Source organism: Bradyrhizobium sacchari, from assembly GCF_002068095.1.
Taxonomy (GTDB): domain Bacteria; phylum Pseudomonadota; class Alphaproteobacteria; order Rhizobiales; family Xanthobacteraceae; genus Bradyrhizobium; species Bradyrhizobium sacchari.
Window position 1 is genome coordinate 609,514 of the sequence record NZ_LWIG01000001.1, and the last position, 13,323, is coordinate 622,836.

Below are 13,323 nucleotides of genomic sequence, written 5' to 3' on the forward strand. Positions count from 1 at the left end.
CTGGCGGACCGATCAATGCTTCATCTGCTCGAATACCACGATCACGCCGGTTGGCTCGGGCTCGTGCGCCATCAGGCGCGTCAGGTCCGAATCGCTCCAGTCGGCGAGACTGACGACCTCGCCGCTCTGGCGGTCCGCTCCGAGTGATGGAGTGGGTTCGAGCACCTTGAGGCCCATCTCGTCGACGAAGAAGGTGTGCTCGCCGAACATGCTGTTGAGCTGCGGCATGGCGGGATGCTCGTCGGGCAGCACCTGGGCGCCGAGTTGATGAACGGTCTGCTTCACCTGTTCGGTTGTTAGCTTCATGTGCTGCTCCGTTGCTGTCCTGTCCGGGTTCATCGGCGTGGGCCAGAACGGGCGTTCCCTGCGCCTGCGCCGCCTGGCTTCCCTTCCGAACAGGTGCTTCGCACAAATGTTCCTGCGAAATGCATTTCGTGATCGTAAGGTTCATCTGCCGCGCCTGCGGCACGAGATCGCCACACGATGCACACGATCCGGCGTTGACGGCGCTATTCGGCGGCTTCGGTAACCTGCTAGTCGCTGCGGTTCTCGCCGACCGACAGCGCGCAGATGCGTGACAGATATGTGTAGGGCAGCCCGGTCTCGTCGGCCCAGGCGTTGAACTGCGCCTGCACCTTGGCGAGATCGCCCTTGGACTTCACTTCCTCGGCAATGTCGAGGCCGGCATCGCGCAGACATGCGACGACGTCCTTGGAGGTGACGAAACCGTCCCAGCCGACGAAACGCAGCAGCATCTGGCCGGTGTTGCCGCCCAGGCGGCTGCCGCGCTTGGTGAGCAGGTCGAGCAGGTCGATCTCGTTGGACGGCGGCCACTTCGCCAGAAACTTGCCGAAGCTGCCGTGCTCCTTGGCGATCTCCTGCACGAAGGCGGCGTTGTCGCGCACCGACATGATCTTGGCGCCGTTGCGCACGATGCGCGCATCGCGCAGCAGGCCTTCCCAATAGTCCTCGGGCTGGAAGCTCAGCTTGGCCGGCTGGAAGTGCAGGAAGGCGTCTTCAAAGCCGTCCCATTTCGCATCGATCACGCTCCAGGCAAAGCCCGCGCAGAACACCCGCCTGGTCATCTCGGCAAGGATGCGGTCGTCGCCGAGCCTCGCCAGCCGCTTCAGGTCGGGCTTGTCTGGCATCAGCTTGTCCAGCGCCTTGGGCCCGCCCTTGCGCTTCTCGGCGCGGGCACGAATGGTCTTGAAGGAGGTCATGTGGACACAAATGTTGAGGGGAGGCCACGACACCAGAATTCGACGATCCGGTCCAGTCCTCGCGTTGCCCCCTTGCGCTCTGCGGCGCGCCGCAGCATGCTGTCGCCCGCTGGATTGACGCGAAGGAGCGGCCGGGCTGGTCTGCTTCTTGCCTTATGCCGTTTTGGAATTCCCTGACATTTTTGATCTCTCGCCGACGGATTTTCCATGCGCTGCCTGGTCGTGGCCGACCTGCACTACTCATTGCCGCAGCTCGACTGGCTGGTCAGCGCGGCGCCGCAATTTGACCTCCTGATCTTCGCCGGCGACGCGCTCGACATCGGCTCGATGGTCGATTTTCGCGCACAGATCGTGGTGGTGAAGAAATACCTCGCGCTACTCGCCGCAAAGACCCGCGTGATCCTCTGCTCCGGCAATCACGACCTCGACGAACGCAATGCGGAGGGTGAAAAGATCTCGCGCTGGATCTCGGAGGTGCGCGAGCTCGGCATTGCCTGTGACGGCGACAGCCTCGCCATCGGCGACATGCTGTTCACGGTGTGCCCATGGTGGGACGGGCCGCTGGTCAAGCAGCGTCTCGTCGAGCAGTTGCGCGATGCCGCCGCGAGCCGCCCGCCGCGCTGGATCTGGGCGCATCATGCGCCGCCGGCGGATTCACCGACGAGCTGGGGCGGCAAGCGCTTCTTCGGCGATGTCGAGCTGGTGCAGTGGATCATGCAATACCAGCCCTCGATGGTGATCTCGGGCCATGTGCATCAATCGCCCTTCATCACCGATGGATCGTGGTTCGACCGGCTGGGCCAGACCTGGGTTTTCAATACCGGCCTGCAGCCCGGCCGTCCCCCGACCTACATCGTGCTGGATTTCGATGCGGACAAGGCGTTCTGGCTGGCGGCCGGCGAAGCGCAGTGGATCGACCTTGCCGCGCCGCTGAAGCGGCCGGCAGCTCCCATCGAGGCGGCGCCCGACTGGCTCACATCCTTGGATCGGATTGCCGATCCGAGCCTGGCGAGACCTCAAGCGGCGGCAGGTTGATCATGCTCTGCAGCACCTCGCCGACCATGGCCAGATGCGTGCCGTGGCCGGCATATTGCCGCTTGAGATCGGCAAGATAGGTGTTGGCGACGTTGAGCCGCTGCGCCAGCATCTTAGCGATCAGCAACGCGATGCCCGGCTCCTGCTTCAGGAACGAGGCGGCATCCTCGAACTCGTAGATGACTGAATCGGAGCAGGCGCGCACCGTCGCCGTATGTGGCAGGCCCAGCAGCACCGACATTTCACCCAGCACCGCGCCGGGCTCGGTGACGGTGGCAACCACCATTTCGCCCTTGAGCACCTCGAGCTTGCCTTGCATCAGCACGTAGAGATGGCCGCTGGTGCCACCCTCGGTGACGACGAGCGTGCCGGCAGCAACCTGCCGTTCAGTTCCGCCGGTGCAATAATCCAGGACTGCGCGCATCTTGCGAAAGCTCCCATCGCTGGGGGTACCCGCTCGATACTAGAGCACGATCCGTGCCAGGCCGCAAATCAACGCGGGTGCGAGAGGCGCTTTGCGAGGTGGACCGACTGCCAGTCTCCCAGCCCCGTATCGCTGAAGCCGGCCTTCTTGGCGAGGCCGCGCATCTCGGCATTGGTCCGCGCCGTCTCGCCGGCGATCATCTCATGGCCGAGATCGATGGCGCGCGTCTCCATCGCATTCATCATCTGGAAGCCGAGGCCCATGCGCTGGAAGGCATCGGCGACCGAGATGGCAAACTCGCCGTGCCGTGCGGCCGCGTCATATGCATAGTGCGTTTCGCCGATGATCCTGCGCTGTCCCTCCTGCCCGAACTCGGCGAGCAAGGTGAAATGATCGGGACGGCCGGCTTTCGCCACGCATTCGGCCGCGACGGAGGCGAGATCGGTGCGCGCGCCCATGAAGCGCTTGTTGCGCGACGTCACGGAGAGGCCGGTGAAATACACCGACAGATTCTCCACGTCGGATGCGCAGGCGGACCTGATGCGGACCATCCCATTCGCTTCGGCCAGTTCAAGCGGCCGGGCGACGGCTTCCGGAAACAGCTGTGGCATTGCGTTATGCTCTCGGCAGGTTGCGTGGACCGCACACCTAACCGAGGCCGCGTCCCTGCGGCTTGGACATCACTGCCAATCATGCGGCTGAAAACGAACAGCTCGCTTCCCCGGGCCGCACGTCACACACGCGAGAGCGAGGGCACCTCTTCGGGCAGGATCGCCTGCAGGCCGCCGAAGCGGCGCTCGCGGTTGTGGAAGGCGGCGAGCGCGTCGGCGAGATCGCCCGCCTCGAATTCGGGCCACATCCGCTCGGTGAAGTGCAGCTCGGCATAGGCGCCTTCCCAGAGCAGGAAGTCCGACAGCCGCTTCTCGCCCGAGGTGCGGATGATGAGATCGACGTCGCGCAAGCCGGCCTCGCCGGTGACGAGCTGGGAGAATGCCTCGCGGGTGAGACTGGTCAGCGCCGCCGCCTTGGCGGCCGCGTTGAGGATGGCATCGCGCGCGGAGTAGTCGACGGCGATGCGCAGATGCAGCGTGCTGCCATGAGCGGTCGCCTCTTCGGCGCGCGTGATCGCATTGGCGATGCCGTCAGGCAGCCGGTCACGGCGCCCGATCACGGAAAGACGCACGCCATTCTTCACGAGGCTCTGCACCTCGTTGGCGAGATAGAAGCGCAGTAGGGTCATCAGTGCGGCGACCTCGGCCTTCGGCCGCCGCCAATTGTCCGTGGAGAAGGCATAGAGCGTCAGCGTGCCGATGCCCTGCTTGGGCGCGGCCTCGACGATGCGGCGGATGGTCTCGACGCCGGCCTCGTGGCCGCGCACGCGCGACAGGCCGCGCCGCGTGGCCCAGCGCCCGTTGCCGTCCATGATGATGCCGACATGAAGCTTCTCGTTGCGGGACGTGATTTCACTTTGCATTGCAAAGTCTCCGGTCAAAAAAGGGAGGATCAGGTCGAGATGATGCCGAGGCGGCCGAGCGGCGGCGCCTCGCGGCCGGCGGCCTTCGCCGCGTCGCGCACCAGGCGCTCGAGCACGGCGAGATAATCGAGGAATCGGCGGCGGCCGGCCTTGGTCAGGCGACAGGTGGTGTGTGGGCGATTGCCCTCATAGCCCTTGGTCACCTCGACGAGGCCGCCTTCCTGGAGCACGGCGAGATGCCGGCTGAGATTGCCGTCGGTGAGGCCGCAGAGCTGCTTGAGGTCGGCGAACGCCAGCCCCTTCGGGTGCGCCATCAGCGAGGTCAGCAGCCCGAGCCTCGCCTTCTCATGGATCACGCGGTCGAGGCCTTCATAAGAAAAAGGCGCACTGTCAGTCTTCGACATCGTTGGCTCCGGACGCGAAAAACAGAATGGCCGCCATCACCGACTGCCCGATCACGAAAGGCAGCCCCATGGTCCATGGCGACAGCGTGTGGGTTCGGCTCGCGAGCACCACGACCGCGAAGCCCGACACGAAATACCAGGCCCCGGCCAGCGCGACGGTGCGCGGCAGCGAGCGGACCGAGGCGAAGATGCCGAGCGAGACCAGGATCTGCCACAGGCCCGGCAGCAGCCATAGCGTCTCGCTCGCGAACTTCCACATCACCACCGCGAGCAGCACGCCGGCAACGCCGGCCGGCAGGAACTGCTCGACCGCCTGGTAGATCATGGCATCGGCAAGACCGGAATGATGGCGCCGCGAGCGCGCGCGCATCTCGATCCCGATCATCAGGACCGACAGCACGGCGGCGATGAGCCAGCCGAAGAAGAAGCCGAGCGGTTCGCTGGTCGGATCGCCAAGCAGCAAGAATTGCAGGATCGCGGTGATGAGCGCGACGGCGCCGGTGGCCGCCATCGTCGCCGGGCCATAGCCGCGAAACGCGGTGCCCGCCGCGATCTGGCTGCGGATCGCCACGATGTCGGCCAGTGCCTTGTCGAGATCGCGCATCGGCAACGCCAAAACCTCGCTCCGCCCGGATTTGCGAAGGCGAATGCCCTCTTACTTTGTATTGCAAAGTATATCGGATTGCAAAGCAATGGCAAGGCCCATGTCGCCCGCTAAGAGATTGCCTCGATGGGACAACTGTCGGTTGCACGACACCTTCTTCCGCGGATAAGATGGATTCGAAGGATTCGGGAGGAAGAAGTATGTGGCGTAAGTCATTTGTTGCCGCGGCTCTGGTGCAGGTGATCATCGCGGGCACCGCGAACGCGAAAGGACCGTTCGGCAGCGTCAATGTCGGCAACTGGATTGGCGGCGCCTTCAGCAACGACGAGACGGGCACCTTCTCCCATTGCGCGGCGACGACGCCCTATGCCAACGGTGTGATCCTCGTCGTGAGCCAAAATGCCGCCGGCACATGGTCGCTCGCCTTTGCTAGCCCCAGCTACCGCTTCAACAAGGGAGAGAACGCGGCGATCGACGTGACCTTTGACGGACAGGAGCAGGCCAGGCTGTACGCCACGGCATATCAATCCAACATGCTCACGGCCATCATGCCGCTCAATGTCGTGCGTACGTTTCAGAAGGCGAGCCTGATGGTGGCGACAGCCGGCCGCTCCGTCCTGAATTTCGATCTGACCTCGACCGGGCCGGTGATCGCCGCCTTGGCGAACTGCGTGACCAGGGTGAAAGCCGACGGGCTCGAAAAGGCTGGTGATTTCACCAAGGGAGCAGCCAAGCCGGCGGCCACGGCAGAGAAGCAGGCGTCACCGCCGGCCAGCGGTAAACCTGCGAAGGCCAAGAGCGGTACCGGCTTCGTGGTCAGCGCGAACGGCCACGTCGTCACCAACAACCATGTGATCGACGGCTGCGTCGGCGACATCAAGGGCAATCTCACGGGCGAAGCCCCGCTGGTGTTGCGCGTCGTGTCGAGCGATGCAACCAACGATCTCGCTCTTTTGCAGGCGCCGTCGACGGTGACGTTCAAGGAGTTTGCCCGGATCCGGGACCGTTCGATCCGCTCCGGCGATTCCGTCGTCGCGATCGGTTTTCCCTATCACGGGCTGCTGAGCTCGGACTTCACCGTGACCACCGGTATCGTGAGCTCACTCAGCGGCATGCGCAACGATTCGCGTTTCCTGCAGATCAGTGCGCCTGTGCAGCCCGGCAACAGCGGAGGCCCGCTGTTCGACACCACCGGACAGATCGTCGGCGTGGTCACGGGAAAGCTCGACAGCCTGCGAATCGCAGTCGCGACCGGCAACATTCCCGAAAACATCAACTTCGCCATCAAGACCGGCGCCTTGCGCGACTTCCTCGACAACTCCGTGGTGCCCTATCAGACCGCCGAGCCGAAGAGCGAACTCAAGACCACCGATATCGCCGGCAATGCCCGGCCGTATACGATGCTGATCTCGTGCAACGCGACGGAACAGGCGGACGCGAAGCGGTGAGGAGGGCGCCCTCCGCGCCTCACCTCGGATGTCGTCGTCCCGGCGAAAGCCAGGACGACATTGAGGAACCGACCGCTCCCCTCACCCGTGGCAGCACATAGCCTTCGCCGCCTGCGGCTCATACTCATCGCGGAGACGGACCCAGTCCATCGGATAGGGCAGGCCGTCCTCGTGACGGCCGAGCGGGGTGAGATCGAGATACTGATAGGCGGCGTTCATCATGTCGAGGCCGCGGGCGAAGCAGGAATAGGTGTGGAAGACCTCACCGGCCTCGTTGCGATAGAACACGCTGATGCCGGGCAGCTCGGGCCCATAGATCGGCGTGGTGCCGAAATTGTACATCGGCTTGCCGGTCGCGATCTCGTCCGGCGAGAACGTCACGCCGAAGTCGCGGTTGAAATCGTTGTCGCCTGAGGAGACCCAGTCGAAGGTCCAGCCCATCCGCGTCTTGAAGGCCTCGAGCTTTGCGCTCGGTGCGAGCGAGACCGCGGCCATGGACGTGTCGCGCGCGGCCAGATGCGGCACCATGCGCTCGTACCCATCCGCCCAGAACGAGCAGCTCTTGCAGGCTGCGTCCCAGTCGGGCGCGAACATCACGTGCTGGACCACGAGCTGCGGGCGGCCCTTGAAGAGATCGGCGAGGGTGACCCTGCCGTTCGGCCCGGTGAAGGCGTAGGTCTTGTCGACCTTCACCCAAGGAAGCTGGCGGCGCTGATCGGCAAGCCGTTCGCGCGCCTGCGTCAACTCCTTCTCATGTGCCAGAAGAGCCTTGCGCGCCGCAATCCACTGCTCGCGCGAAACGATCTGATGTTGCGGCATGGCATTCTCCTTTGGAATTCAGGTGACGAAGGCATCGAGCTTGTCGAGGAACGAGCTCCAGCCGCGCTGATGGTTGTCGCGCGCGGTCTCGTCGGCGAACTGGGCGTGATGGAACACCAGCAGGGTGCCTGCACTGTCCGGCTTGAACGAGATCGTGACGAGCGATTCGCGCTCCGGCGTCGAGTGCCAGGCCCAGGTGAAGACCAGACGCTCGTTCGGCACCACCTCGCGATAGCTGCCGCCGGCCTCGAAATACTCGCCGTCGCCGCTGACGAAACTGACGCGAAAGCGGCCGCCGGTGCGGACGTCGAGGTCGGCTTGCAGCGTCGCCGGCTTCATGTTCGGCGGCCCGAACCACTGCACTAGCTGTTCGGCTTGCGTCCAGGCGGCGAAGACTTTTTCCGGCCGCGCGCGGAGCCGGCGCGTGAGCGTGAGGCTTGGGCGTTCCGCGGATCGTTCGGCGGCGCTGGTGGCTGCGTTGGGCATGTCTCTTCCTCTACGAAGGCGGCAAGACGGTCGAGCTTGTCGGACCAGAACTGGGCATAGCGATTGAGCCAATTCATCGCCTGCTCCATCGGCCGCGCGGTAAGCCGGCAGGAGACCGTGCGGCCGCTCTTGTCGCGCGCGATCAGGCCCGCATCCGTCAGCACGTCCAGATGCTTCATGATCGCCGGAAGCGAGACCGGAAACGGCGCGGCCAGCTCGCTCACCGACAGACTGTCCGCTTCGCCGAGGCGCGCGAGCAATGCGCGCCTCGTCGGATCGGAGAGTGCCGCAAAGGTCCGGTCGAGCGTCTCATCCTGATACTTAACCATTTGGTTTAGTATAGACGCAAACGAAAATGCGTCAAGCCGCAACCCGCGGGCACGGGGTCGCACGACTGCGTGATCAGGCGGCGAATGTATGAAGCGCGATCAGTACGGCGCGACGGGCCGCGTGCGCCGCGGCGGGCGAGGCGGCGGCACCCGTTGCTGGCCGTAGGCAGAGCGAGGATTGGGGCCGCAATACAGCAAGCGGCCGGAGACACTGGCCAGGCACTGCCCATAGGTGCTGTAGGCGCATTCGCCGGGATAGTCATATTCACCGCCCTGGGCGCACCAGGGATAGTCGCCGGCAGCGGCGGGCGCGACGGTGACAACGCCGGCAAGGATCGTCGCACCCAACGTCAGCAGCGCCAATTGCGTCCTGCGCATGGTCCCAACTCCTTTGCTCGCGGCGCGAGATACGCGCCATCTACCATCAGGTTTCGCTGGCGGGTTTTATTCCAGATCAACGAAACAACGCGCGCAAGAAAAAAGCCCTGCCGAACGGCAGGGCTCCAATTTCCGGTCATCACAAGATCGCTATTCGACCTTCAGGCCGGCGAACTCGACGACCTTCTTCCACTTCTCGGTCTCGGCCTTGATCTCCTCGCCGAACGCCTCCGGCGTCTGCACCCGCGGCTCGCCGCCGAGCTCGACCAGACGTTTGGTCATGTCGGGCTCCTTCATCAGCGTGTTGATCTCGCTGTTGAGCTTGGCGATGATCTCCTTCGGCGTGTTCTTCGGCGCGCCCATGCCGAACAGCGCACTGGCCTCGTAGTCCTTCACGGTCTCGGAAATCGCCTGCACGTCGGGCAGCTGTGGCGAGCGCTCCGCGGTGGTGACGCCGATCGCGCGCAGCGAGCCGGAACGGATGTGCTGGATGATCGAGGGCATGTTGTCGAAGATCACCTGCACCTGGCCGCCGAGCATGTCGGTGATCGCGGGCGCCGCGCCGCGATAGGGCACGTGCTGCATCTTGCAGCCGGTCATGGCCATGAACATCTCGCCGGACAGATGCACCGAGGTGCCGTTGCCGGACGAGGCCATGTTCACCTTGCCGGGATTGGCCTTCACATATTCGATGAACTCGGCGACGTTCTTGGCCGGCACTTCCTTGTTGACGGTCATCACGTTCGGCACGCGCTGGAACGAGGCGACCGGCGCGATGTCGCGCACGAAGTTGAACTTGAGATTGCTGTACAGCGAGGCGTTGATGTAGTTGGCCGGATTGACAAGCTGCAGCGTGTACCCGTCGGGCTCGGCATTGACGACGGATTCGGTGCCGATATTGTTGCCGGCGCCAGGCTTGTTCTCGATCACGAATTGCTGGCCGAGCTTTTCCGACAGCCGCTGTCCGATCAGCCGTGCCAGGATGTCGGTGGCGCCGCCCGGCGGGTAGCCGACCACCCATTTCACCGGCCGGGCCGGATAATCGGCGGCAAGAGCCTTCGACAGCGGGGTGGCTGCAAGCGGACTGGCGGCAAGCAGGCCCAGCGCGGTACGGCGAGTGATCATCTCAAGGGTTCTCCCAGTGTTGTTCTTGCAAGCCGGATAGCTTGAAAGCGGCGTCGATGCGGTTGTAACAAAGCTTGCCGCAGGCGGAAAGTGCGCGGGGCGCATCACGACGAAAGGATAAGGCATGACGGTCAAGGTTGAAGCCCTCGATCATCTCGTGATCAACGTCGCCGATGTCGCGGTGACCGCGGAGTGGTACCGCAAGATTCTCGGTATGGAAGTCAAGGTGTTCGACCCCGGCGGCGGCAAAGCGCCGCGGACTTCCCTTCAATTCGGTAACCAGAAGATCAACGTCCGGCCGCGCGATGCCGACAAGGTCGAGTGGTTCACAGCAGATCACCAGACCGCCGGCAGCGACGATCTTTGCTTCCTCACCTCCTCCGCTCCGGACGAGGTGGTGGCGCATTTGAAGGCACATGGCGTCGCGATCGAGGAAGGCCCGGGACCGAGGCAGGGCGCCCGCGGCACGCTGCGCTCGGTCTATTGCCGGGATCCCGACGGCAGCCTGATCGAGATTTCGTCGTACGAGGATTGAGGTCGCCCGGCCACCGCTGCCTGTCGCATTGTCATTGCGAGGAGCCCTTGCGACGAAGCAATCCAGACTGCCTCCGCGGAGATAGTCTGGATTGCTTCGCTGCGCTCGCAATGACGGGGGAGAGCGCGGGCGCTTCCGCATCCCCCGATTTGCGCCCCGCGTCATCCGATGGCAGGAAGACGCAATAATCAAAAGGCAGCCGCCAGCAAGATGCGGGCTGCACGGGGAGGATCCATGTCATATCAACAGACCGCCACCGGAATCGTCGGACCCTTCGACGGGCTCGACGTGCCCTGGCTCTTGAGGATGCGTGCGGAGGTCCGGCGTGATCATTCGTTCCTGATCTGGGCGCCGTTCGACGCACCGGTGCGGCGCTGGAGCTATGGCGAGTTCCATGAGCGGGTCGGCGCGCTCGCGGCGGGGCTCGCAGGGCGCGGCGTCAGGCCCGGCGAATATGTGCTCATTCATCTCGACAATTGCATCGAGGCGCTGCTGGCCTGGTTTGCCTGCGTCGAACTGGGCGCCATCGCCGTCACCACCAACACGCGCTCGGCACCGGCCGAGATCGAATATTTCGCCAATCATTGCGGCGCCGTCGCCGCGATCACGCAGCCGGCCTATGCGGAGATCGTCGCGCAGAACTGCCGCAACATCCGCTGGATGGCGGTGACATCGCATGATGCGGGTGCTGCGCCCGCGCAAGCTCTCTCGCGCGGCGACAGTTTTGAATCGCTGTTTGCCGACAGCGCCGACCGTCCCAGACGCGCGGCAGATCCGCTGGCACCGTGCAGCGTGCAATACACCTCGGGCACGACATCGCGCCCGAAGGCGGTGCTGTGGACTCATGCCAACGCACTGTGGGGCGCCAAGATCAACGCGGCGCATGAGGACCTCCATGCAGGGGACGTGCACCAGGCCTATCTGCCGCTGTTCCACACCAATGCGCTGGCCTACTCCATGCTGGCGACGCTGTGGGTCGGCGCCACCTGCGTGATCCAACCGCGCTTCTCCGCGAGCCGGTTCTGGAGCGTCGCGCGCGAGCACGGCGCGACCTGGACTTCGACCATTCCGTTCTGCATGAAGGCGCTGCTCGAGCAGGAGATCCCGAAAGACCACAAATTCCGCCTGTGGGGCACCGCGATCAACGAGCCGCCTGCCTTTGCCGCCTTCGGCGTCAAGATGATCGGCTGGTGGGGCATGACCGAGACCATCACCCACGGCATCATCGGCGAGGTCGACCAGCCCAACATACCCATGTCGATCGGCCGCGCCGCGCCGGAATATCAGATCCGCATCACCGGCGATGACGGCCGGCCGACCGAGGTCGGCGACACCGGCAATCTCGCGATCAAGGGCATTCCCGGCCTGTCGCTGTTTGCCGAGTACCTGCACAACGAGAAAGCCACGCGCGAAAGCTTCGACGAGCATGGATTCTTCCTCACCGGCGACCGCGTCGAGCGACTGGAAAACGGCTTCATCAAGTTCGGCGACCGCGCCAAGGACATGCTGAAGGTCGGCGGCGAGAACGTCGCGGCCTCCGAGATCGAGCAGGTGATCGCGCTCGTCCCGGGCGTTCGCGAGGCGGCCGTGGTGGCGAAGAAGCACCCGATGCTGGACGAGGTGCCGGTCGTCTTCATCATCCCGCATGGCGGCGTCGCGGCTGCGCAGCCCGACCTGCATGACCGCGTGATGGCCGCCTGCCGCAAGGGCCTCGCCGACTTCAAGGTGCCGCGCGAGATCAGGCTCGTCGACGACATGCCACGCTCGACGCTGGAGAAGGTGGCGAAGGCGGAGCTACGGAAGATGGTGGGGTGAGTGAGTGATGTCATTCCGGGGCAACGCGCAGCGTTGAACCCGGAATCTCGAGATTCCGGGTTCGATGCTTCGCATCGCCCCGGAATGACGGATGAGATTATCAGAACGACCCCAGCGCCACCGGGCGGAACGCCTGGAGCAGCTGCTGGTCGAGCTTGCCGCCCATGCCTTCCATCATGGTGAAGGCGCGGGAGTGGGTGAAGGGCATGCGGTAGGCGCGCTTCTCCACCAGGGCGGCGTAGATGTCGACGATCGTCGTCAGGCGCACGATGTCGCTGATCTGGTTCGATGACAGGCCGTTCGGATAGCCCGAGCCGTCGAGGAATTCGTGGTGATGCAGCACGACATCCAGCATCTCCGGCGGGAAGCCGCCTTGGGCCGCGAGCGCGTCATAGCCGCGGCGCGGATGCTGGCGGACCTCGGCCATCTCCTCGTCGGTGAGCCTGCCCGGCTTGTCGAGCAGCGCGGAGGGAACGAAGGCCTTGCCGACGTCGTGCAGCAGCGCGGCACGGGTCAGGCGGCGCTGGTCGTCCTCGCGCATGCCGAGATGCTGTGCGAACGAAACTGCAAAGCCGGTGACGAACAGGCAGTGACGATAGCTGCCGACATGGTGGCAGCCAACCGTGGTGAGCCATTCGCGCAGCGAGGAATGCTTGATCGCCTTCAGGATCTTGCTCTCGGCGGCGATGACGTCGTCGAAGGTCAGGGGCACGCCGAGCGGAAGCTTCTCGAACATCTTCTTCAGCACCGCATGCGCCGCCTCGACGCCGCGATTGAGCGTCTTGCCGCGATCGGTCGCGTCATAGGTGGCGGTGTCGGGGAACGCGGCGCGGATGCGCTGGAGGATGGCGTCGGGCTGCAGCGGGCGCGAGATCGTGTCGGTGGCGCCGAGCGCCCAGGCCTGCATGGTACCGTGATGCAGGGCGTCCGCGAGCACGAACAGCCGCGGCATCGAGCGATAGGCATCGCCGCGCAGCTTGTTGCGCACCCGCTGCACGCTCTCGGGCGAGCGCAGGTTGATGTCGACGACGAGGCCGGAGAGATCGCGCGACGGCTGCTCGGGGATGTCCTGGGTGGTCACCGTCGAGACCTCGCCGACCGCCTTCAGGATGCTGGCGAGCTCGGTGCTCTCGTCACTCCGGTCGGAGGCGAGCAGAAGCCGGCGTTTGGCAGTGGTTTTGGCTGGCGCGTTCATGGCTTCCCCAAAGCACGGGACTGGATTTGGCA

The 13,323-nt window shown here is 64.6% G+C and carries 17 protein-coding genes; 4 read left to right on the forward strand and 13 right to left on the reverse strand.

Going from position 1 to position 13,323, the window contains the following annotated elements; translation table 11 throughout:
• Window positions 1-12 precede the first annotated feature (12 nt).
• Together A5906_RS02770 and A5906_RS02775 are read right to left on the reverse strand one after the other, a co-directional pair.
• A complete protein-coding gene (locus A5906_RS02770; protein ID WP_080133712.1) occupies window positions 13-306 on the reverse strand; it encodes a hypothetical protein in 294 nt (97 codons plus the stop codon).
• A 227-nt stretch (window positions 307-533) separates the two neighbouring features.
• Entirely contained in the window at window positions 534-1,220 is a 687-nt protein-coding gene (locus A5906_RS02775) for a DNA-3-methyladenine glycosylase I (RefSeq protein ID WP_080133713.1), read from the reverse strand.
• Window positions 1,221-1,427: 207 nt separating this feature from the next.
• Here A5906_RS02775 and A5906_RS02780 point away from each other — a divergent pair, with 207 nt between their 5' ends.
• Entirely contained in the window at window positions 1,428-2,255 is an 828-nt protein-coding gene (locus A5906_RS02780; RefSeq protein ID WP_080133714.1) for a metallophosphoesterase family protein, read from the forward strand.
• Here A5906_RS02780 and A5906_RS02785 read toward each other — a convergent pair.
• From A5906_RS02785 to A5906_RS02805, 5 genes are all read right to left on the reverse strand, one after another.
• Window positions 2,194-2,679: a Crp/Fnr family transcriptional regulator gene (locus A5906_RS02785; RefSeq protein WP_080133715.1), complete on the reverse strand. Its 486-nt coding sequence runs from the start codon at window positions 2,677-2,679 to the stop codon at window positions 2,194-2,196. The two genes, A5906_RS02780 and A5906_RS02785, sit on opposite strands and share 62 nt — an antisense overlap.
• 68 nt (window positions 2,680-2,747) lie before the next feature.
• Window positions 2,748-3,290: a GNAT family N-acetyltransferase gene (locus A5906_RS02790; RefSeq protein ID WP_080133716.1), complete on the reverse strand. Its 543-nt coding sequence runs from the start codon at window positions 3,288-3,290 to the stop codon at window positions 2,748-2,750.
• Window positions 3,291-3,412: 122 nt separating this feature from the next.
• A complete protein-coding gene (locus tag A5906_RS02795; protein WP_080133717.1) occupies window positions 3,413-4,153 on the reverse strand; it encodes a di-trans,poly-cis-decaprenylcistransferase in 741 nt (246 codons plus the stop codon).
• Between the two features lie 29 nt (window positions 4,154-4,182).
• Window positions 4,183-4,557, reverse strand: coding sequence for a transcriptional regulator (locus tag A5906_RS02800; RefSeq protein ID WP_080133718.1), 375 nt, complete (start codon window positions 4,555-4,557; stop codon window positions 4,183-4,185).
• Window positions 4,544-5,161: a hypothetical protein gene (locus A5906_RS02805; RefSeq protein ID WP_080133719.1), complete on the reverse strand. Its 618-nt coding sequence runs from the start codon at window positions 5,159-5,161 to the stop codon at window positions 4,544-4,546. Before A5906_RS02805 ends, A5906_RS02800 begins: the two co-directional genes overlap by 14 nt.
• A gap of 200 nt (window positions 5,162-5,361) precedes the next feature.
• Here A5906_RS02805 and A5906_RS02810 point away from each other — a divergent pair, with 200 nt between their 5' ends.
• Window positions 5,362-6,609 (forward strand): S1C family serine protease, encoded by a 1,248-nt coding sequence (locus A5906_RS02810; RefSeq protein ID WP_080133720.1) that lies wholly within the window; start codon window positions 5,362-5,364, stop codon window positions 6,607-6,609.
• Window positions 6,610-6,690: 81 nt separating this feature from the next.
• On the opposite strand, the gene A5906_RS02815 is transcribed toward A5906_RS02810, so the two are convergent.
• The 5 genes from A5906_RS02815 to A5906_RS02835 form a co-directional block, all read right to left on the reverse strand.
• The gene (locus A5906_RS02815) at window positions 6,691-7,428 is read right to left on the reverse strand and encodes a DUF899 domain-containing protein (RefSeq protein ID WP_080133721.1); all 738 of its coding nucleotides are present in this window, start codon (window positions 7,426-7,428) and stop codon (window positions 6,691-6,693) included.
• Window positions 7,429-7,446: 18 nt separating this feature from the next.
• Entirely contained in the window at window positions 7,447-7,791 is a 345-nt protein-coding gene (locus A5906_RS02820) for an SRPBCC family protein (RefSeq protein WP_245326565.1), read from the reverse strand.
• Complete coding sequence (locus A5906_RS02825; protein ID WP_080133722.1) at window positions 7,791-8,243, reverse strand: ArsR/SmtB family transcription factor; 453 nt, start codon at window positions 8,241-8,243, stop codon at window positions 7,791-7,793. Before A5906_RS02825 ends, A5906_RS02820 begins: the two co-directional genes overlap by 1 nt.
• A 99-nt stretch (window positions 8,244-8,342) precedes the next feature.
• Window positions 8,343-8,621 carry a DUF3551 domain-containing protein gene (locus A5906_RS02830; protein ID WP_080133723.1) on the reverse strand — a complete coding sequence of 93 codons (279 nt, stop codon included), beginning with the start codon at window positions 8,619-8,621 and terminating at the stop codon, window positions 8,343-8,345.
• Between the two features lie 150 nt (window positions 8,622-8,771).
• A complete protein-coding gene (locus tag A5906_RS02835; protein ID WP_080133724.1) occupies window positions 8,772-9,746 on the reverse strand; it encodes a Bug family tripartite tricarboxylate transporter substrate binding protein in 975 nt (324 codons plus the stop codon).
• A 124-nt stretch (window positions 9,747-9,870) separates the two neighbouring features.
• Here A5906_RS02835 and A5906_RS02840 point away from each other — a divergent pair, with 124 nt between their 5' ends.
• Both A5906_RS02840 and A5906_RS02845 read left to right on the forward strand, forming a co-directional pair.
• On the forward strand, window positions 9,871-10,281 hold the full coding sequence (locus tag A5906_RS02840; RefSeq protein ID WP_080133725.1) for a VOC family protein: 411 nt from the start codon (window positions 9,871-9,873) through the stop codon (window positions 10,279-10,281).
• Window positions 10,282-10,515: 234 nt separating this feature from the next.
• Window positions 10,516-12,096, forward strand: a complete 1,581-nt coding sequence (locus tag A5906_RS02845) for an ATP-dependent acyl-CoA ligase (protein WP_080133726.1) — start codon at window positions 10,516-10,518, stop codon at window positions 12,094-12,096.
• Window positions 12,097-12,196: 100 nt separating this feature from the next.
• Here the strand turns inward: A5906_RS02845 and A5906_RS02850 are convergent, their stop codons facing one another.
• Window positions 12,197-13,291, reverse strand: a complete 1,095-nt coding sequence (locus A5906_RS02850; protein ID WP_080133727.1) for an HD-GYP domain-containing protein — start codon at window positions 13,289-13,291, stop codon at window positions 12,197-12,199.
• Between the last annotated feature and the right edge of the window lie 32 nt (window positions 13,292-13,323).

Excerpts from the sequence above, each read along its gene's own strand:
- A5906_RS02770 (WP_080133712.1), bottom strand. The coding sequence starts at position 306 with ATGAAGCTAACAACCGAACAGGTGAAGCAGACCGTTCATCAACTCGGC.
- A5906_RS02775 (WP_080133713.1), bottom strand. The coding sequence starts at position 1,220 with ATGACCTCCTTCAAGACCATTCGTGCCCGCGCCGAGAAGCGCAAGGGC.
- A5906_RS02780 (WP_080133714.1), top strand. The coding sequence starts at position 1,428 with ATGCGCTGCCTGGTCGTGGCCGACCTGCACTACTCATTGCCGCAGCTC.
- A5906_RS02785 (WP_080133715.1), bottom strand. The coding sequence starts at position 2,679 with ATGCGCGCAGTCCTGGATTATTGCACCGGCGGAACTGAACGGCAGGTT.
- A5906_RS02790 (WP_080133716.1), bottom strand. The coding sequence starts at position 3,290 with ATGCCACAGCTGTTTCCGGAAGCCGTCGCCCGGCCGCTTGAACTGGCC.
- A5906_RS02795 (WP_080133717.1), bottom strand. The coding sequence starts at position 4,153 with ATGCAAAGTGAAATCACGTCCCGCAACGAGAAGCTTCATGTCGGCATC.
- A5906_RS02800 (WP_080133718.1), bottom strand. The coding sequence starts at position 4,557 with ATGTCGAAGACTGACAGTGCGCCTTTTTCTTATGAAGGCCTCGACCGC.
- A5906_RS02805 (WP_080133719.1), bottom strand. The coding sequence starts at position 5,161 with ATGCGCGATCTCGACAAGGCACTGGCCGACATCGTGGCGATCCGCAGC.
- A5906_RS02810 (WP_080133720.1), top strand. The coding sequence starts at position 5,362 with ATGTGGCGTAAGTCATTTGTTGCCGCGGCTCTGGTGCAGGTGATCATC.
- A5906_RS02815 (WP_080133721.1), bottom strand. The coding sequence starts at position 7,428 with ATGCCGCAACATCAGATCGTTTCGCGCGAGCAGTGGATTGCGGCGCGC.
- A5906_RS02825 (WP_080133722.1), bottom strand. The coding sequence starts at position 8,243 with ATGGTTAAGTATCAGGATGAGACGCTCGACCGGACCTTTGCGGCACTC.
- A5906_RS02830 (WP_080133723.1), bottom strand. The coding sequence starts at position 8,621 with ATGCGCAGGACGCAATTGGCGCTGCTGACGTTGGGTGCGACGATCCTT.
- A5906_RS02835 (WP_080133724.1), bottom strand. The coding sequence starts at position 9,746 with ATGATCACTCGCCGTACCGCGCTGGGCCTGCTTGCCGCCAGTCCGCTT.
- A5906_RS02840 (WP_080133725.1), top strand. The coding sequence starts at position 9,871 with ATGACGGTCAAGGTTGAAGCCCTCGATCATCTCGTGATCAACGTCGCC.
- A5906_RS02845 (WP_080133726.1), top strand. The coding sequence starts at position 10,516 with ATGTCATATCAACAGACCGCCACCGGAATCGTCGGACCCTTCGACGGG.
- A5906_RS02850 (WP_080133727.1), bottom strand. The coding sequence starts at position 13,291 with ATGAACGCGCCAGCCAAAACCACTGCCAAACGCCGGCTTCTGCTCGCC.